A 19053-nucleotide genomic window follows, 5' to 3' on the forward strand; every position below is an offset into this window, starting at 1 on the left:
CGCCGCGTGACTACGTGCGCGGTGTCTCGACGAGCGTGGTCGGCTCGTGGCTGACGGGGAAGTTGACCGAGTTGGCGATGAAGCACTTCGCATGCGCCTCGTGGTGGAGCGCGTGGGCCTTCTCCCGGTCGGAGCCCGCGGCAATCGTGACGCGCGGGCGCAGCACCACGCGCGTGAAGTGGCCGCCGCCATCCGCGTCCTCGGCCATCAGGCCCTCCGCCGCGTCCACGTAGTCCGTCACCACCACGCCCGCGACAGCACACAGGTGCAGGTACCAGAGCTTGTGACACGCGGAGAGCGAGGCCACGAGCAGCTCCTCCGGATTCCACCGCTTCGGGTCTCCGCGGAAGGCCGGGTCGGACGAGCCCGGAATGACGGGCTTGCCCTCCACGCTCAGCTCGTGCGCGCGCTCATAGGCGCGGTAGCTGGCCGTTCCCGCGCCCGTGTTGCCCGTCCACTTCAACGCCACCGTGTAGCGATGCTCGTGTCCCGACATGACGCCTCCCAGGTGTTCCGGCGCGCGTTGGATATGCGCCGGCCCCCTGGGACGCAAGCCTTCCCGTCATCGCGTCTTGGAGCAGCGATGCGGCGGTGGCCGCATCGAGGCGAGTCGATGCGGCGGTGGCCGCATCGAGGCGAGTCGATGCGGCGGTGGCCGCATCAAGGCGTGGCGATGCGGCGGTAGCGCGCCTCCAGGAGCTGGTACACGGCATAGGCCACGAGCCCCAACGCCACCAGGCCCAGGAGCCACGGGCCGAACGGCTGCGCCGCCAGCGCGCCCAGCGCCTCGCCGAGCCCGCCCGCCTCGCCCGGGTCCGCCTTCACGGCGGCCTGGATGAAGAAGGTGCCCACCAGCAGGAACACCACCGCGCGGGCCGCCACACCGGCCTTGCTGATGCGCTCCACCCACGTGCGCCGTCGCGCGGCCAGGCCCGTGAGGCTGAGCTTCTCCAGCATCTTCCCCTTCGCCGCCTGCTTGAACTGGTACACGGCGAAGCCAATCACCGCGACGCCCACCGCGCCCACGAGCACCTGGCCGAAGGGCTTCGACATCAGCTCCGCCGTCATGCCCTGCGTGCCTCGACCCCGGTGCGCATGGCCGCGCAGCAGGTTGAAGGCAAACAGCGCGAGGCTGGCGTGAATCACCCCGCTGCCCGCCAGCACGAGGCGCGTGACGAGCCCCTTGCCGGAGTGGCCCTTGCCCTCCACGTCGAGCACGGCCTGCACGAAGCGCCAGATGGCGAAGGCCAGCAGGCCCACGCCGAGCAGGGCGAGCAGCACCGAGCCAAAGGGCTGGCGGGCGACCTCCACCACCGCGCCGTGCGTGTCCGTGGTGCGGCCGCCGTGGCCCGCGGCCAGCATCAATGCCAGCACACCAATCACCGCGTAGACGGCCGCGCGCGCGGCGTAGCCCACCCGGGCCGCCAGCACCACGCCGCTCCTTCCGGCCTCCCGTCCCGCGTGCGTCATGCGTTGGAGGTCGGGCCCTCGCAGTGCTCCCGTCGCCATGTCTCCCCCTTTCAAGGTCGCGGCCCCAGCGCGGGCGGCCTCCGGAGACGATGCGCACGTGCAGGCCTTTCCCCAACGGGCGCTCGGCTGGCCGCACGCCCTCCGGCGCGCATGAGACATGGCTCGGAGCAGAACAACCCAGGCTCGGCGTGGCCGCTTGTAGCGCGAACCGTCACAGCATTGAGCCGCGTGTAACATGGATTGATACACGGGCCGCGACGCCCGGGGCACCGACGCTCGGGAGCACCCGCCGGCATGTTGGCTGCAGAACGAAGGCACCACTCCATTCCAGGAGGGGGCTTCATGACGAAATCGATGTTGATCGTAGCGGTCGCGCTGCTCGCCGCCGTTCCCTCTGTGTCAGAGGCGGGCGCAGCCAAGTTGACCCAGAGCTCGACGACCTCGGGCTATTCCGCCAACAACTTCGGCTATTGCGGGTCAGGGACCCGCAACTTCATGGTGTCGTACGAGTACTGTCCCGGCATCATCATCATCGGAGGGAGCTGCGGGCCCTACAACACCTGCGGGGCCAATCCCTATCGCATCAAGGCCAATCTCTACCTCAATGGCAATCTCGTCTCATCGATGCAGTATCAGACCTCGTCCTCCTGGGCGAACTTCCCCTTCTACAACGTGGGCGTCGGGGCGGGGCAGTACAAGGCCACGGTGACGCTGGAGAAGCGGAACTGGACCTGTATCGGCTGGTCCACCGTGGAGACGGTGTCCACCAACATCATCGTCTCGAACGCGGCTCCGGCCACGCCCAACTTCAACATCAATGGCATCAACCCGCCGGCGGATGGCTCTCCCATCAACGTCTGCGCCAGCAACATCAAGCTGAACGCCGACCCCACGAGCTGCGAGAACCACTACTTCGTGACGGTCCAGGAGAGCGACCGCTGGTGGAACCGGACCTTTGATTACGAGTGGGGCCGGTGGTTCGCGGGTCAGGCGCCCAACGGGCTGAACCTGCAGCAGATGTCCACCACGTTCAGCTACTCGCCCTACTTCACCGGCTCGCCGGGCCGCCAGGGGTCTCCGCTCATTGGCGGCAACCTCCCGAATGGCCAGAACCGGCACTACCGCGTCAGCGTGTGCACCGGTGAGCCCTCGTGGAATTGCAAGACGGGGCTCATCAAGGTGGACGGCAACTGCTTCGCGGGCGCGGCGGCAACTCCCAGCGAGGAGGAGCAGGCGGCGGACCTGAGTGACGAGGAGCGCAGCGTCGTCGAGGAGGAGAGGGGTCCCATCAAGGACCCCATGCCGGACATCAATCCGCCCACGGAGTGCAAGGACTCCTCGGCCAAGAAGTGATTCCGTGCCCTGCGCCCCCTTCTCCGAGGTGGGAGGGGGCGCAGGTGGTGGAGCGCGGCTCGGGAAACACCGGGAGCGTCAGGCGACCTGACACAGCACGCATGGGAGTGAACCGGGCCGGTGGGTTGGCGTCCTCGCGTCCCACCGGGCATGCTCCGGGGGACCGCACCCCACGCATGAGCACTCCCCATTCCGTTGGCGCCCGCCAGACTTCCGCCCCGCTCCTGAAACCCTGGCGCCGCGCCCTGCCCTGGCTCACCGCGCTCGTCCTCGTCGCGTGCAAGGGCACACCGCCCTCGGCCGAGAAGCCCGAGCCCGCCGCACCCGCCACCACCGCCGCGCCCCAGCAGGCACCGGACGCGAGCACCACCGCCGCCGCGCCCGCAAAGGAAGACGCAGCCGCGCGTGAGGCCTGGGCCGGCATCGTCACCCGCTACCGGCAGAACATCGTCCTCGCCGCGGACGAGGCCACGCTGGACGAGGACACCCGCGAGCGCGCGTCCATCGTCGGGCGCATGCTCTTCGAGGAGAACCGCCACGCGCTGGAGTCCCTCGAAGAAGCGCTCCGCGCCGCGCTGACCTCCGGCGCCGAGCCCGCGTCCGTCACCTCCTTCCTGGACTGGCTGGAGAAGGACGCCGAGCTGCACGACGCGGACAAGCTCGCCTTCAAGGACACGCTCACGGACGTGCGCGACGCGCTGGCCGCCCTGTCCTCCGCGCCCGCGTGGAAGGCGCCGCTGCTCGCGCGCCTCGAGGAGGACCAGCGCGCGCTCCAGGCCATCCAGTCCCGCTACGAGAAGGAGATGCAGGCCGTCTTCGGCCGCTTCGAGACGCGTGGCATGGCCGTGCGCCGCGAGGCCTGGGAGGCCTACGTCACCTTCCTCAAGGGCCGCTTCACCCGCGAGTCCATCCTCAAGTCCTTCGACGACACGCTGGGCTCGCTCGACGAGGGCCTGCGCGGCAAGGGCCCGCGCAAGGAGGACCCGGGCATCATCACCGGCAACTCCCTGCCGCCGAAGACGCTGGTGCTCACCTTCGACGACGGCCCGCATCCGAAGTTCACGCCCAACATCCTCGCCACGCTGGAGAAGTACGGCGTCAAGTCCATCTTCTTCGAGGTGGGGCAGAACGTCGCCGTGCGCGGCAAGGACGCAGGTGACGCGGGCACCGCGCTCCAGCGCACCGAGGCCTCCGCGTACTCCGAGCGCATCCTCCAGTCGGGGCACCTGCTCGCCAACCACTCGCTGACGCACGCCTTCCTGCCCAAGCTCAGCGACGCGCGGCTGGAGAAGGAAATCGACGAGTCGAAGCGCATCATCGAGGAGGTGACGAACAGCCGCATCGCCCTCTTCCGCCCGCCCTACGGCGCGCGCAACGAGAAGGTCGCCTCCGCGCTCGCGGCCCGTCAGCTCAAGGCCTTCCTGTGGAACGTGGACGCGCTCGACTGGAGCGACCCCATCCCCACCTCCATCGCCAACCGCGTGGTGCAGCAGGTGGAGGCCAACGGCCGCGGCGTCATCCTGCTGCACGACGTGCACAGCCAGACGACGGAGGCCCTGCCGCTCATCCTGGAGACGCTCCAGTCGCGCGGCTACCGCTTCGTCCTCTGGGACGGCACGCAGCTGGTGGGCGACGCCGCGGACGGCGGCGTGCCTGCCGCGCCCGCGCTCGCCGCCCCCACCCCCGGCGCGCTGTACCGCGAGAGCTGGGCCGTGGTGATTGGCATCAACGCGTACCAGAAGTGGCCCAAGCTCTCCTATGCGGTGAATGACGCGGAGGGCGTACGCGAGCTGCTCGTGCGCAAGTACCGCTTCAAGCCGGAGAACGTCACCGTGCTGCTCGACGGCGAGGCCACGCGCGAGCGCATCCTCTCCGTGCTGGGTGACGCGCTGGCGGACCCGAAGAAGGTGCAGCGAGAGGACCGCGTCTTCGTCTTCTTCGCGGGCCACGGCATCACCCGCCGCCTGCCCAACGGGAAGAGCCTCGGCTACATCGTCCCGGTGGACGCGGACACGTCCAACTACCAGAGCACGGCCATCTCGATGACCAACTTCCAGGACATCAGCGAGGCCATGCCCGCCAAGCACGCCTTCTTCGTCATGGACGCCTGCTACAGCGGCCTGGCGCTGACGCGCGGCGGAGCCCCGGCCGGCGGCGACGTGCGCAAGTACCTCCAGGAGGTGACGCGCCGGAGCGTGCGCCAGGTGCTCACCGCGGGCGGCGCCGACGAGCAGGTCGCGGACCAGGGCCCCAACGGCCACTCCATCTTCACGTGGACGCTGCTGCAGGGCCTGGAGGGGCAGGCGGACCTCAACACCGACGGCTACGTCACCGCCTCCGAGCTGGCCGCGTACGTGGGTCCCACGGTGTCCTCGCTGTCGAAGCAGACGCCCGCCTTCGGCAGCATGCCCGGCAGCGAGGGCGGCGAGTTCGTCCTCGAGCTCACCCACGAGGGCGAGTTCCTCAGTGAGAGCTCGGAGCAGCTCGACACCGAGGCCATCCGCCTCAACGCGGAGCTGGAGCGCGTGCGCTCCGAAATCGCCGCGAAGACGGCGCGCAACCAGGCCCTGGCGCGCGAGTTGGAGGAGGCAAGGAATCAGCTCTCGCAGTTGCAGGATGCCGGCCCCTCCGTGGCGGCCGCGACGGTGCCGCCCGCCACGCCCGCGGAGGAGGCCCGCCGCCGCAGCGACCGGGGCATGGCCCTGTATCGCGAGAAGCGCTACGAGGAGGCGCTGGCCGAGTTCCAGGCCGCAGTGAAGCTGGACCCGAAGGACGCACAGGCCACCAACAACGTGGGCTTCGTCTACTTCCGCAAGGGCGATTACGCCGAGGCGGTGAAGTGGCTGGAGAAGACGCTGGAGCTGGACCCGCAGCGCGCCGTCGCCTTCCTCAACCTGGGCGACGCGTACGTCAAGCTGGAGCGCAAGCCGGACGCGGCGAAGGCCTACGGGCGCTACCTCGCGCTGCTGCCCAACGGCCCCGCCGCCGGCACCGTGAAGGAGAAGCTGGCACGGCTGGGCCGCTGAAAACCGCGCCAGCCCCTCCCCACGTGCAGCCACGGGGTTGTCGCGCGGAACGGCCAGGAGCGGGGATTGAACCGGCTTGAATCCGCCCTCCCGGGTCAGCCGAAGCGCCCACGGAAGGCGTGCTGGTTGGGCCGCTCCTCGCCCCGCTCCCACACCGCGAACACCACCCGCTCGAAGGCGCCAGGAAGCGCGTCGAGGGCGCTGGCCAAGGCCTCCGCCACGTCTCGCGGCTCGTTGCGGAAGACGCCGCAGCCCCACGCGCCCAGCACCAGGGTGCGGTGTCCATGGTGCGCGGCCACCTGGAGCACCTTCAGGGCCCGCGCGTGCAACACGTCGCGCACGTGGGGCACCAACTCCGGAGCGTTCCTCCGGGCCGCACCCGCATTGGGCGCGGGCGCGGTGATGACCGACACCGTGAAGGGCCGCTCCAGCAGGTCGAGCCGCTCGTCCCGGAAGAACGGCACCTCCGGCGAGTAGATGATGTGGTCCGTGTAGAGCGGCGAGCGCTCCGCGCGGTTGACCTCGTAGTACTCGGGCTGCGTGAGGAGGCACTCATAGAGCGCCGAGCAGCGCGCCAGATCTTCCTCCTGCGCCTTCGCCCCGCCCAGGAAGCCACCGCCCGGGTTCTTCGCCGACGCGAAGTTGAGCGCGACGACGCCCGTGACACCTTCCTCCTCCACCAACCGTCGAGACGCGGCGCCCGTCTTCTCCGACGTCACCTCGATGCGCGGCCTTCCTGCATCCTCGAGTGCCTCCGGCCGGGGCAGCCGCGCGAAGTCACCGGGCCGGTAGAGCACCGTCCCACTCCGCGCACGCTCCACCGAGTTACCAATCGAGACGGGCCGCCCGGACGGCGCCACGTACTCTCCCCGCTCCACGATTCCCACCGTCTCCTGCGCGATTCCCTTCAGCGACATGACCTGCTCCCAGATATCTTCGTGTCCGAAACACACGAAGATTGCCGCACGGACCTGACAGGGCACCGGTTCTCATCAGAAGCGCCATGGGCAGAAGGGCTCCGCGCGGGAGAAAGGCTCACCGCGCGGCGCTTGAAGCCGGGAAGCGAGGGCCCCGGGGACCAGCGCGGGAGCGGCACGCCTCACACGGGAGGACGGCTCACCGCACCGGAGCTGAAGCCGGGACGCGAGGCCCAAGGGCCACCGCGTCCCGGCGGATGCGACGGTGCTACTGGCAGCCGATGCGCGCCGTGCTGCTGACGGCGACGTTGTCGATCCACGTCTCCGAGGCGGACTGGCCCTGCGGGTGGACGAAGCCGTAGCCCACGGCGAACCGGTCGAAGTTGCGCATGCCGATCCCGGCGATCTCCCAGGCCAGGGTGCCATTCCTGTAGATCTTGGCAGTGCCTTCCGTGGCGGACGCGCTGGCGCGGCGGACCTCCCACTCCAGGCACACCCACTGGCCCTTGGCCATCCCCACCGTGACGGGGGTGGGCTGGCGCTCCCAGCCCTGCACCTCGCGGAAGGACCAGTCATCCAGCGCGAAGCCGGTATCCGAAATCACCTGGAGCTCGATGCCGCCGAAGTCCGCATCGAGGTTCGACAGCACGAAGAAGGTGCCCATCTGCCCGAAGATGGCGGGCAGCGAGTGCATGTACACGTGCGCGCGCACGAAGAGCTGCGTGCCGAAGGCGGGGATGCGCTTCTCCCAGCGGCCAATCGCGTCCCAGTCCTGACCCACCGGGGCCTTGCTCTCGTCCACGCCGTCCGCGGTGATGATGTGCAGCCGGCCGCCGACGACTTCGACGGAGGCGCGGTCTGAGCTGGAGGACCATCCGCCGGCGCTGTTGGCGAAGGACTCGCAGATGAGGGCGCCCGTGGGGCACGTGGCGGTAGGGCTCACGCCCGGGTCCGCGCCCGCGTCGGGGAAGGTATAGGTGCCCGAGTCGGCGCCGGTGCCGGCATCCGTCCCGGTGCCCGAATCCGAGCCCGTGCCCGCGTCCGAGCGCGTGCCCGCATCGGAGGTCTCGTCATCGTCGTTGTCGTCCTCGTTCGAGCACGCCGGCAGCGCGCCCAGCGCGAGCAGCGCGAGGGGCAGCAACACAAACCGATTGAAGCGCATAGGGTCCTTCCGAACCGGGCCCGCAGGCCCGGACGTGGTTCCGAGTGCCCGCGGGGCCGGGCGGTCTCTGGGATGAAGAGGTCGAGCGGGCTCCCCGGGCCGTCGCCGACGCTTGGAGAATTATCACCCGGGCTGGCTCCAGGTCACCCCGGGCCGAAGGGACCCGGTAGTCCCAGGGCCCACCGCATCCCGGCTGCACGCACGACAGAGCAGGCAGGCACCGTGATTCGGTGGCGCGATGGCCGCGACGTGTGCAGAAATCCGCGCCCTTCAACGTCGGGCACGAGGATTCCACACACATGAAGCTCTTCTACTCCCCGGGTGTCTGTTCCCTGTCTCCCCACATCGTCCTGCGCGAGGCGGGCCTCTCCTTCGACATGGAGAAGGTCGACATCCGCGCCAAGAAGACCGAGCACGGCGGGGACTACTTCAGCATCAACCCCAAGGGCTACGTCCCGGCCCTGGGCCTCGACGACGGCGGCCTGCTGACGGAAGGCCCCGCCATCGTCCAGTACATCGCCGACAAGGTGCCGGAGAAGAAGCTCGTCCCGGCCAACGGCACCATGGAGCGCTACCGCCTCCAGGAGCTGCTCAACTTCATCTCCACCGAGCTGCACAAGGGCTACAGCCCGCTCTTCAACCCGGCGTTCCCCGAGGAGGGGAAGGCCATCTTCAAGGAGCGGCTCACGGCGCGCTACAAGCTCGTGGAGAGCATGCTCGCCTCCAAGGGCCCCTACCTCCTCGGCGAGTTCTTCTCCGTCGCCGACGCGTACCTCTTCACCGTGACGAACTGGGCGCCCCACGTGAAGCTGGACCTGTCGTCCTTCCCCTCGCTGCAGGCCTACATGGCTCGCGTGGCCGCCCGTCCCGCGGTGCAGGCCGCGCTGAAGGCCGAAGGCCTCGCGAAGTGACCCCGGCGTTCGTCAAGCTGCTTGTCTCGGACACCGCGCGCTCCCAGGCGTTCTACGAGGCGCTGGGCTTCGAGCACGTGGGCTCCGAGCCGCCCTTCGTCCACCTCCAGTGGGCTGGGGCGGTGGACGTCTACCTCGTCACCCCTCCTCCCTTCCTGAAGCTGGAGGGGCGGCGGGGCCTGGGCGTGCTGGTGGGCTTCCGCACGCAGGGGCAGAGCGGCCTCGACGAATTGCTGCTGCGCGCCCAGTCCCAGGGCGCGGTGGTGGAGGGCCCCGTGGTGCAGCCGTGGCACACGCGCGAGGTCATCATCACCGACCCGGACGGCTACCGGCTCAACTTCATCGAGCCCGCGTAGTCCCGCTGCTGCCTGGGGGGCGCGCGAAGCCCCCCAGGAGCAGGTCCACCATCAGGTCCGCGGACTTCCCCAGCGGCTTCAGCGTGAGCCACTCGTCCTTCTCCATGACGAGGTTGAGCGACACGAGGCCGTGCAGGCCGGCCCATAGCGTCTGGGCCACGAGGTCCACGTCGGTGTACTCGGGCTTGAAGCAGCCCGCGTCGCGCGCCTCCTGCACCTGCTTCTGGAGGAAGGCGTACGCGTCCTGCTCCGGGTTGCCCTGCTGGATTCCGCTCTCCGACTCCTCTCCGAAGTCCGGCGGGTGGCGCTGCATGAAGAGGAGCTTGTACGTGCTGGGGTGCTCCTGGGCGAAGGCGATATAGGCCCGGGCCAGCTTGCGCAGGCGCTCCATCGGGTCCTGCACGCGGGCCACCTTGTTGAGCACCTCGGCGAAGCGCAGGAAGTCGTGCGCGCACAATTCGCGGATGAGCGCGGCCTTGTCCTTGAAGTGCACGTAGATGGCGGTGGGGCTGTACTCAATCTTCTCCGCGACGGCGCGCATCGTCACCGCCTCGTAGCCCTCGCTGACGAAGAGCTCGCGCGCGGCGTCGAGGATGAGCTGCCGCGTCGCCTGTTTCTCCCGCTCTCGCCGCTCCTTGATGCCCATGGTGCCCTTCCGTGACGTCGCGACTTCCACCCCGCGTCATGCCACACCTCACGCTGGCGCGGGTGTGGCGGGGAGCGGGGTGCCACTCCCCTCTCCGGCCGTGGACGGTGCTTCCGGCTCCACCTCCGGTGCCAACAACTTGTACACCACCGGCGTCACCACGCGGGTGAGGAGCGTGGAGGAGATGAGCCCGCCGATGATGACCCACGCCAGGGGCGAATAGAGGCTGCTGTTCTCCAGCGCCAGCGGCAGCAGGCCGCCCAGGGCCGTCAGGGTGGTGAGCAGGATGGGGAGGAAGCGCGTCTCGCCCGCCTGCTCGATGGCCGCGTCCAGCGCCACGCCCCTCGCGCGGAGCTGGTTGGTGAAGTCCACCAGCAGGATGCTGTTCTTCACCTCGATTCCCACCAGGGCGATGAAGCCGATGGAGGCGGTGAAGGACAGCGTGTTGCCGGTGAGGAACAGCGCGGCGATGCCGCCCACCAGGCCCAGCGGAATCACGGACGCGACGATGAGGGTGCTCTTGAAGGTACGGAACTCCAGCACCAGGACCGCGAGCACGCCGAAGGCCGCGATGATGGCCGCCGCGGACACGCCGCTGAAGCTCTCCTTCCGGCTCTCCAGCTCACCGGCCGCTTCCCAGCGGTAGCCCGAGGGCAGCTTCAACTCCTTGTCCAGCCGCGCCATCACCCCCTGCGTCACCTTGTCCGTGTTGTAGCCATTGGCCACGCTGGCGGTGACGGTGACGGCGCGCTCGCCCTCGTGGTGCGTAATCCGGTTGGGGCTGGCCTCCAGCCGCACCTTCGCCACCTGCCCCAGCGGCACGAGGCTGCCGGTGACACTCGGGACGTGCAGCCGCTCCAGCGCGCCCAACTCCGGCCACGCGCCCGACTCCAACGGCAGCCGGACGAGGATGGGATGGTCCTCGCCGTCCGAGTCGCGGAACGTCCCCGCGTTGAGGCCCGCCAGTCCGAAGCGCACCGTGCGGGCCACCTCCCCCGCGGACACGCCCACGAGGCCCGCCTTCTCGCGGTCCACCTCCACCTCCAGGTCCGTGCGCCGCGTCTGCACGGGGTTCTTCACGTAGAGCGTGCCCGGCGTCGTCTCCAGCACCTTCTGCACGTCCACCGCCAGCTTGCGCAGCGTGTCCAGCTCCGGCCCCACCAGCCGCACGGCCACCGGCGCCTCGACGGGCGGCCCCTGCTCGAACTCGCGCACCTCGATGCGGGCGCCGGGGTACGCGTCCAATTCCCTTCGAAGATTGTCCAACATCGCGGGCGTGCGGTCCGGGTGGTACGCGTGGAGCTCGGCGAACACCTCGCCGGTGTTGGAGCGCTCCGCCTCGGGCTGCACGTTGTAGTAGACGCTCGGATGGCCGCGGCCGGAGTTGGCGGACACGCTGGCGATTTCGGGCCGCCTGCGCAGGGCCTCTTCCACGAAGCGCACCGCGCGGTCCGTCTCGGCAAGGCTGGTGCCGTCCGGCGTCTCCACCTTCACATGGAACATGGGCGTGCCCGCCTTGGGGAAGAGGCTGAAGCCCACCACCGGCACCAGCGCGAGGCTGCCCGCGAAGAGCGCCACGGCCACCGCCAGCGTCAGTACGGGCCTGGCCAGCGCGCGGTGCAGCACCGGACGGTAGCTGCGCTCGATGAAGTGGTGGAAGGCGCGCAGCACGCGGTTGCCCTCGGGGTGCGAGTCCTCCTTGAGGAAGAGGCTGGCGAGCAGCGGAATCACCGTGAGCGACACCAGCAGCGACGCGAGGATGGTGAACACCACCGCCATGGGCAGGCTGCGGATGAACTGCCCGGACGTGCCCGGGAGGAAGATAAGGGGCACGAAGGCCAGCACCAGCGTGGCGGTGCAGCCCAGCACCGCGAGGCCAATCTGCGACGTGCCTTCAATCGCCGCGCGCACGCGCCCCATGCCCGTGCGCAGGAAGCGGGCGATGTTCTCCACCACCACGATGCTGTCGTCGACGAGCAGGCCGAGCGCAATCACGAAGCCCACAATCGAGAGCTGGTTGAGCGAGAAGCCGGCGAAGTCCAGCGCGACGAGGCCCAGCGCCAGGGACAGCGGAATGGACACCATGACGATGAGGCTGGCGCGGAAGCCCAGCGGCAGCAGTGTCAGCAACACCAGCGCCAGCGCCAGGGCGAAGTCCGTCGCGAAGCCACCCAGCCGCCGGCCCACCTGGAGCGACTGGTCGAACCCCGTCTCCAGCCGCATCCCCGGAGCCAGCTCCTTCGCCCACTCGTGCGCCGCGGCCAGCGTCGCGTCGCGCACCGCGAAGACGTTCTGCCCCTCCTTCTGCGTGACGCTGATGAAGGCGGCGCGCTCGCCGTTGAAGCGGCCCAGGTGCACGGCGTCCTGGTCCCTCAAGGAGACGTCCGCCACGTCCCCCAGGCGCACCACGCCCTGCGCGCCGCCGCCCACCACCGTCGCGCGCACCTGCTCCAGCGAGGTGAACTCGCTGCTCGTCTGCACGTTGAAGCGCCGCGAGCCCACGTCCACGCTGCCGGCGGGCACGTTGACGTTGGCCCCGCCCAAGGCCTGCAGTACTTGAGGGAGCGGCACGCCCGCGCGCGTCAGTCGCTCCATGTCGAGCGACACGCGCACCTCCTGCTTCGGCACCGCGAAGACCTCGGCCTTCTTCACGCCCGTCACGTTGGACAGGCGCTCGGCCAGCGCGTCGGCCTTGCGCTCCAGCGCGTGCGCCGGGACGTTGGGCCCCACCAGCGCCAGTTGCACCACGCTCACGTTGGCCGCGCTGTAGCGCTCCACCTCGAGCCGCGCGAGGTTCGCGGGCAGCTTCGGCCGCGTGGCGTTCACCTGCCGCAGCACCTCGGAATACTTGTCGTCGGGGTCGGCGGACGCGTCGAACTCGATGTTGATGAGCGCGAGCCCGTCCTCCATCTGGCTGCGGACCTCCTTCACATCCTCCAGCTCCTCGAAGGCGTCCTCCAGCGGGTCCACCACGAGCTGCTCGAGGTCCCGGGGGCTGGCGCCAGGGTAGACGGCGACGAGGGTGAAAGCCGGCATGGGGAACACCGGGTCCTCCGCGCGCGGAATGGACAGCGCGCTGGAGACTCCGAGCGCCACCAGCATGGCGAAGACGACGAGGGTGAACTGCGGGTTCTTCACGGCGGCGGTGGAGAGCTGCATGGCGTGCCTCGCGAGTGAAGGGGGGTGGAATCAGCGGCGCGAGGTGGGGCCGTCGGAGGGCGCGTCCACCACCGCCACCGTCTGTCCGTCGCGCAGGAAGGCCACGCCGTCGGTGATGACACGCGCGCCGCTGCCCGGCCCTTCCGAGAGCGCCGCGCGCCCGTCCGTGCCGGAGAGGAAGGCCAACCGCACACGCTGCCGGCGCGCGGTGCGGCCGTCGCCGTCGAGCGTGAAGACGCTGGCCACCTCGCCGTCCCCCTCCAGCAGCGCCTCCACCGGGACGAGCTGCACCGCCTGCCGCTCGGAGGGCGTCACCACCGCCTTCGCGGACAGGCCGGACAGCAGGCGCGGCACCTCGGCTCCGGAGGAGCGCAAGTCCAACGCGAGCTCCACCTCCGCGGTGCCCACGCCCGGCGTGGCGGCGCTCGCCACCTCGCTGACGCGCGCGGGGAAGGTGCGGCCCGGGTACGCGTCGAGCGTCACCTCGGCCGAGTCGCCCTCCTTCACGCGCACCACGTCGCGGTCCGCCAGCCCCACGCGCACCACCCAGCCACTGTCAGCGCTGGCGAAGAGGAAGAGCGGCTGGCCCGGGGAGACCACCTCGCCCGGCTCCACCATGCGCTTGAGGATGCGACCGTCGGACGGCGCGAGCACGGCGGCCTGCCGCTGGTTGAAGGCGGCCGCGCGCCACGCGGCGTCCGCGACTTCATAGCCGGTGGTGGCGTCCTGGAGTTGCGCCAGCGTGGCCACCTCCTGCGCGTGGAGCGCCTTCACGCGCTCCAAATCCCGCAGGGCCTTCTCACGCGCCTCGCGGGCCTGGGCCACCTGCGGACCGATTTCCGACAGGTCCAACGCGGCGAGCACCTGGCCGCGCTTCACCTTCCGCCCCTCGTCGGCGGAGACCGTCTGCACCACGCCGCCGACCTTGGTCGACAGGCGCACCTCCTGCTTGCCGGCCAGCGTCCCACTGGCGCGGACGGGCCGGGCCACCTCCTCCGTGACGACGGGCGCGAGCCGCACCCGAACGGGGGCCTCGCCCGAAGCGGCGGGAGTGGAGGCCGCGGAGGCCGAACCAGAGCAACCGGAGGACAGCATGCCGGTGAGCAGGACCGCGAAGCCGCCGAGCAGCGCGGCGGAGACGGTCGGCGACGGGGCGCGAACCATGACGGTGACTCCTTTTCTTCCGCGCGCGGGCAGGCGCGGGACAGACGAATCCCCTGGCGCGGAGACGCGGGACCACGGGCAGCGAGGGGTTGACGACGCCTCTTCACTTAACGCCGTTAAGTCAATGAGACAAGTGCCCTGACAAAACTTCACAAACCAGGACACCATCGTGTCGCCCGCTTGGAAGCCACGGCGCATGCGCACCGGCATCGGCACGTCCGCGGCTTCTGGCGCGCGACGCCGCCCGTGTCACCGCGGAATCTCCACGACATCAGCACCGGCACCAGCCGGCCCAGGACGCGATTGGCAGCGTGCTGTTCGGAAATGTCGGGACATTGGCGGCGCAGAACCCCCGACATTTCCGAACAGGACGCTCCCTGGGGCGCCGGGCCGCCCGCCCTCCGGCCGTGCACCGGCACGTGCGGGACGCCGCCACCCACCGACCACTCCACCGAGGTACCGTGGGGCGTTCGGCCCGCGCCGTGACGGGCCGGCCTCTCTTCCGCGCATGGACTCCCGCGTCGAATCACTGCTCGCCCACGTCCGCGAGCACGCCGAGAACCGCCCCGGCGTCTACCGGATGTTCGGCCCATCGGGAGAGCTGCTCTACGTGGGCAAGTCCGTGCGCGTGCGGACGCGGCTCCTCTCGTACTTCCGCGCGGACGACGGCGAGAAGGCGGCCGAAATCATCTCCCACGCGCATCGGGTCGAATGGGAGTACACGGCCAGCGAGTTCGCCGCGCTGCTGCACGAGTTCCGCCTCATCAAGGCCCAGCGCCCGCTCTACAACGTGGAGCACAAGAAGGACCGCGGCCACTGCTTCATCCACCTCACGCGAGAGCCCGTGCCCCGGCTGCGAGTCGTGGGCCGCGCCAATGGAGAGAGCGGCGACTACTTCGGCCCCTTCCACGGCCGCGACTCCATCACCGAGGTGGTGCGAGCGGTGAGCGACCTCCTGGAGCTGCGCGACTGTCCCTCCGACACGCCGATGCGACTGGCGGACCAGTTCCAGCTCTTCCCCCTCAAGCAGGAGCCGCTGTGCATGCGCGGCCAGCTCTCGCGCTGTCTCGCGCCGTGCGCGGGAGGCTGCACGCATGCGGAGTACCATGCGCGCGTCGTGCAGGCCCGGGCCTTCCTCGAAGGCACGTCGGACACACCGCTCACCCTGCTGCGCGAACGAATGGCCCTGGCGGCCCGCCGCCTCCAGTTCGAGTACGCCGCCGAGCTGAGGGACCGCGCCGAGCGCCTGGAGCTGATGCGCGGCTGGATTGTCGAGCTGGGCCGCACGCTCAAGCAGCTCTCCTTCGTCTACACGGTGCCCGGCCACGGCGGAGAGGACCGCACCTACGTCGTGCGTCGGGGCAGCGTGCGCGATGAGCTCCCCGCCCCCGGCAGCCCCGAGGAGCACGCCCTCGTCGAGGCGAGGGCCCGCGAAATCTTCGAGCGCCCCGAGCCGGAGACGCTCGGCCTGCGCGCGCACGAGGCGCAGGAGGTGATGCTCATCGCCCGCTGGTTCCGCCTCCACCCCGAGGAGTTGGAGCGCACCCGTCCCGCGAAGCAGCTCCTCTCCCCGCCGGACGCCCCCACCTCCACGCCCTGAAAGCCGCCGCTCCAGCCTTCACGGAAGCGGCACGCCCGACTCGGGGACCGCCGTGTCACGGGAGCCATGCTCCGCGTCCAGCTCCACCATGACCCGGAGTGGCGCAGCAGCAGGAGTCACCCATGAGGTCCTACGAGCGTGAACGACTCCACGGGGAGGCAGGACACCCAGGCATGCGGATGTCAGGGATGGGACGTATGACTGCGTGGATATCCCTGTCCCGCGAGGCCGGTCCGGGCGGGGCGCAAGGCTTCCCATCCAGGGGGATGAAGAACATGAAGACGAAGCTCTCCGCGGTGACTCTCCTGACGGCCCTGCTCGCGGCGTCGGCGGCGTCGGCGGCCGTCACCGTGCGCTACTACAACCGCGACTCGCGCGACTACACGTGGTCGGCCGTGTGCAGCGGCGTGAAGACGAGCGTCACGTTCGGCCACAGCCAGACGGCCTCCGTCACCATCCAGGGCTCGGGCCCCTGCACCGTGCAGACGGACGCCGGCGCCGTGGTCCTCAAGGGCGGTGAGAACCTCGACATCAAGAACGGCAAGGTCCAGGTCAAGTAGGCAGCCAGGCGGGCCACCCACCCTACCGCCGCTGAAAATGGGCATCCGAAGAACAAATACCGACGGATTTAGACTAAAGAACCAATCCTGAAGGCCATCCCACATTGAAATTGGAAGAAGCCAGATCCATACTGCATTGCGTCAGCTTTCCGTGAGGAGGCGCAATGAAGAAGTGGTTGGCGGTGGCCCTGCTGGTCGGCGTGGGGGTAGCGGGTCTGCTGGTGAGCCCGGCGGCGCAGGTGAAGCAGGGGGGGCCCATCAACGGGGCGGACACCGCGTGGATCCTCACGGCGACGGCGCTGGTGCTGCTGATGACGCCGGGCCTGTCCTTCTTCTACGGCGGCATGGTGCGGCTGAAGAACGTGGTCTCCACGCTGCTGCAGAGCTTCATCGCCATGGCGGTCATCAGCCTGCTCTGGGTGGTGGTGGGCTTCAGCCTGAGCTTCGGTGACAGCTTCCACGGGCTCATTGGCGACCCTCGCACCTTCTTCATGTTCAGCGGCGTGGGCGGCGAGACGCACCCGGACCTGGCGCCGACCATTCCCCTGCTGCTGTTCGCGCTGTTCCAGCTCAAGTTCGCCATCATCACGCCCGCGCTCATCACCGGCGCGTTCGCCGAGCGGGTGCGCTTCAAGGCGTACCTGCTGTTCATGGTGCTCTTCACGCTGTTCATCTACGCGCCGCTGGCGCACTGGACGTGGCACCCCGAGGGCTTCCTGCGTCAGTGGGGCGTGCTGGACTTCGCGGGCGGCACGGTGGTGCACATGTCCGCGGGCTTCGCGGCGCTGGCGGGCGCGCTGGTGCTGGGGCGCCGGACCGTCCATGTGGAGAACACGCCGCACACGCCGGCCAACGTCCCCTTCGTGATGCTGGGCACGGGCATGCTGTGGTTCGGTTGGTTCGGCTTCAACGCGGGCTCGGCGCTGTCGGCCTCATCGCTGGCCACGTTGGCCTTCGCCACCACCAACACGGCCTCGGCGGCGGCGATGCTGGGGTGGATGGCCTTCGACTGGCTGCGCGGCCGCAAGCCCAGTGGCATGGGCGCCTGCGTGGGCGCGGTGGTGGGCCTGGTGGCGGTGACGCCGGCGGCGGGCTTCATCACCGTGGGCCAGAGCATCGTGGTGGGCCTGGTGGCCAGCTTCGTGAGCAACGCGGCGGCGCACTTCAAGAGCCGCACCGCCATTGACGACACGCTGGACGTGTTCCCCTGCCACGGCCTGGGCGGCGTGGTGGGCATGGTGCTGACGGGCGTGCTGGCGAAGGACGTGGGCCTCATCCACGGGCAGACGAAGACGTTCGCCATGCACATGCTGGCGCTGGTGCTGGTGTCCGTCTTCTCCTTCGTGGGCTCGTACCTGCTCTACAAGCTGGTGGACCTCTTCGTCCCGCTGCGCGTCACGCGGGAGCAGGAGGAGCTGGGGCTCGACCTCAGCCAGCACGGCGAGACGGTGGGCGAGGTGCCCGTGGCGCCCGGCGCGCCGCACGTGCCCGCCGCCGCTGCGGCCTCGGCCTCCGTCGCGGAGCCCGCCGAGCCGCGCGGCCCCTCCGTGCCGCTGCCCGCCTGACGGCGAGATTCCTTGGGGAAGCAGTCCTCCAGCGCCCGTGCTCCCCTCCTCGCGGGGGCGCACGGGCGCCGTCCTTTCCGCGGCCGGGAAGCGCCATCAACGTACGCTTGCAATGAAAGTGTCGCCGGAGCGTGATGACCGGCATGAACACGCCCGGCCCTCTCTCCCGAACCCTCGCGCTCCTCACCTTCCTGTTGGCCACCTCGGCCGCGGCCCAGACACAGGGCGTGGGCTTCCGCGAGCTGGCGCTGAAAGACCCCGTCGGTGGAGGCCCCATGGCGGGCCTGGTCTTCTATCCCTCCTCGCAAGCCGCCGAGCCGCTCTCCGTGGGGGCGTGGCGCGCCGACGCGGGGCGCGAGTTGGAGCCCGTCCCCGGCCGCTACCCGCTGGTGCTCATCTCCCATGGGCATGGCGGCAGCCGCTGGGGACACCATGACTTCGCCACGGCGCTCGCCCGCGAGGGCTTCATCGTCGCGTCGCTGGACCACCCGGGTGCCAGCTTCAAGGACGCCAATGGCCCGGCGGCCGGGACGGACGCCGTGTGGCTCGGGCGGGCCATCCAGGTCAGGGCGCTGCTCGATGGCGTGCTGGCGGACCCGACGGTGGGTCCCTCGGTGGACCCGGGCCGCGTGGGCGCGCTGGGCTTCTCCGCCGGGGGCTACACCACGCTGCTCCTGGCGGGCGGAGTGCCGGACTTCGGCCGGCTGGAGAAGTACTGCAACGCGAAGAAGAAGACCGTGCTCTGCGGGATTCTGCCGAAGGTGCGCGTCACGCGGCCGGACTTGAGGGACACCGCGGAGCCTCGCATCCGCGCCATCTTCACCATGGCGCCAGTGGGCGTCTTCTTCGACAAGGCCGGGCTGAAGAACCTGAAGGTGCCCGTGCGCCTGTACGCCGCCGCGAAGGACGAGGTGCTTCCGGTCGCGGACCACGCCGCTCACGTGCGCGCCTCGCTGCCCACGCCGCCGGAGTACACGCTCATCCCGCGCGCGGGGCACTACGTCTTCCTCGCGCCGTGCACGCCCGAGTCGAAGGAGGACGCGCAGGAGATCTGCTTGGACCCGCCCGGCGTGGACCGCGAGAAGCTCCACCGTGAGCTGACCGCGGACGCGGTGCGCTTCTTCACCCGCACGCTGGCGCCGGCACCCTCGAAGCCCTGAGGTC

Annotated in this window: 15 protein-coding genes; 8 read left to right on the forward strand and 7 right to left on the reverse strand. The window is 70.0% G+C overall.

Going from position 1 to position 19053, the window contains the following annotated elements:
- Positions 1–10 precede the first annotated feature (10 nt).
- Entirely contained in the window at positions 11–496 is a 486-nt protein-coding gene (locus ACVTJA_RS42910) for an OsmC family protein (protein ID WP_465829387.1), read from the reverse strand.
- Positions 497–660: 164 nt separating this feature from the next.
- Positions 661–1509: a DUF1206 domain-containing protein gene (locus ACVTJA_RS42915; protein ID WP_465829389.1), complete on the reverse strand. Its 849-nt coding sequence runs from the start codon at positions 1507–1509 to the stop codon at positions 661–663.
- Between the two features lie 303 nt (positions 1510–1812).
- On the opposite strand from ACVTJA_RS42915, the gene ACVTJA_RS42920 reads away from it, so the two are divergent.
- Together ACVTJA_RS42920 and ACVTJA_RS42925 are read left to right on the forward strand one after the other, a co-directional pair.
- Complete coding sequence (locus ACVTJA_RS42920; protein ID WP_465829391.1) at positions 1813–2823, forward strand: hypothetical protein; 1011 nt, start codon at positions 1813–1815, stop codon at positions 2821–2823.
- A gap of 176 nt (positions 2824–2999) precedes the next feature.
- Positions 3000–5849, forward strand: coding sequence for a polysaccharide deacetylase family protein (locus ACVTJA_RS42925; RefSeq protein ID WP_465829392.1), 2850 nt, complete (start codon positions 3000–3002; stop codon positions 5847–5849).
- Positions 5850–5944: 95 nt separating this feature from the next.
- Here the strand turns inward: ACVTJA_RS42925 and ACVTJA_RS42930 are convergent, their stop codons facing one another.
- Positions 5945–6766, reverse strand: a complete 822-nt coding sequence (locus ACVTJA_RS42930; protein ID WP_465829394.1) for a TIGR02452 family protein — start codon at positions 6764–6766, stop codon at positions 5945–5947.
- Positions 6767–7034: 268 nt separating this feature from the next.
- Positions 7035–7928 (reverse strand): hypothetical protein, encoded by an 894-nt coding sequence (locus ACVTJA_RS42935; RefSeq protein WP_465829395.1) that lies wholly within the window; start codon positions 7926–7928, stop codon positions 7035–7037.
- Positions 7929–8227: 299 nt separating this feature from the next.
- Between ACVTJA_RS42935 and gstA the strand changes: the two genes are divergently transcribed.
- Complete coding sequence (gene gstA / locus ACVTJA_RS42940; RefSeq protein WP_465829396.1) at positions 8228–8839, forward strand: glutathione transferase GstA; 612 nt, start codon at positions 8228–8230, stop codon at positions 8837–8839.
- On the forward strand, positions 8836–9195 hold the full coding sequence (locus ACVTJA_RS42945; RefSeq protein ID WP_465829398.1) for a VOC family protein: 360 nt from the start codon (positions 8836–8838) through the stop codon (positions 9193–9195). The genes gstA and ACVTJA_RS42945 overlap by 4 nt, the downstream gene beginning before the upstream one ends.
- Here ACVTJA_RS42945 and ACVTJA_RS42950 read toward each other — a convergent pair.
- The 3 genes from ACVTJA_RS42950 to ACVTJA_RS42960 are packed head-to-tail and all read right to left on the reverse strand — an operon-like array spanning position 9179 to position 14164.
- A complete protein-coding gene (locus ACVTJA_RS42950) occupies positions 9179–9841 on the reverse strand; it encodes a TetR/AcrR family transcriptional regulator (protein WP_465829400.1) in 663 nt (220 codons plus the stop codon). The two genes, ACVTJA_RS42945 and ACVTJA_RS42950, sit on opposite strands and share 17 nt — an antisense overlap.
- A 48-nt stretch (positions 9842–9889) precedes the next feature.
- A complete protein-coding gene (locus ACVTJA_RS42955; RefSeq protein WP_465829401.1) occupies positions 9890–13000 on the reverse strand; it encodes an efflux RND transporter permease subunit in 3111 nt (1036 codons plus the stop codon).
- 30 nt (positions 13001–13030) lie between these two features.
- A complete protein-coding gene (locus tag ACVTJA_RS42960; RefSeq protein ID WP_465829403.1) occupies positions 13031–14164 on the reverse strand; it encodes an efflux RND transporter periplasmic adaptor subunit in 1134 nt (377 codons plus the stop codon).
- A 508-nt stretch (positions 14165–14672) separates the two neighbouring features.
- Between ACVTJA_RS42960 and ACVTJA_RS42965 the strand changes: the two genes are divergently transcribed.
- The 4 genes from ACVTJA_RS42965 (at position 14673) to ACVTJA_RS42980 (ending at position 19049) form a co-directional block, all read left to right on the forward strand.
- Complete coding sequence (locus ACVTJA_RS42965) at positions 14673–15764, forward strand: UvrB/UvrC motif-containing protein (protein WP_465829404.1); 1092 nt, start codon at positions 14673–14675, stop codon at positions 15762–15764.
- Between the two features lie 275 nt (positions 15765–16039).
- Positions 16040–16324, forward strand: coding sequence for a hypothetical protein (locus ACVTJA_RS42970; RefSeq protein WP_465829405.1), 285 nt, complete (start codon positions 16040–16042; stop codon positions 16322–16324).
- Between the two features lie 164 nt (positions 16325–16488).
- Positions 16489–17889 carry an ammonium transporter gene (locus ACVTJA_RS42975; RefSeq protein ID WP_465829407.1) on the forward strand — a complete coding sequence of 467 codons (1401 nt, stop codon included), beginning with the start codon at positions 16489–16491 and terminating at the stop codon, positions 17887–17889.
- 143 nt (positions 17890–18032) lie between these two features.
- Positions 18033–19049 (forward strand): alpha/beta hydrolase family protein, encoded by a 1017-nt coding sequence (locus ACVTJA_RS42980; RefSeq protein ID WP_465829409.1) that lies wholly within the window; start codon positions 18033–18035, stop codon positions 19047–19049.
- Positions 19050–19053 lie beyond the last annotated feature (4 nt).

This window comes from Pyxidicoccus sp. M6 (genome assembly GCF_055568925.1).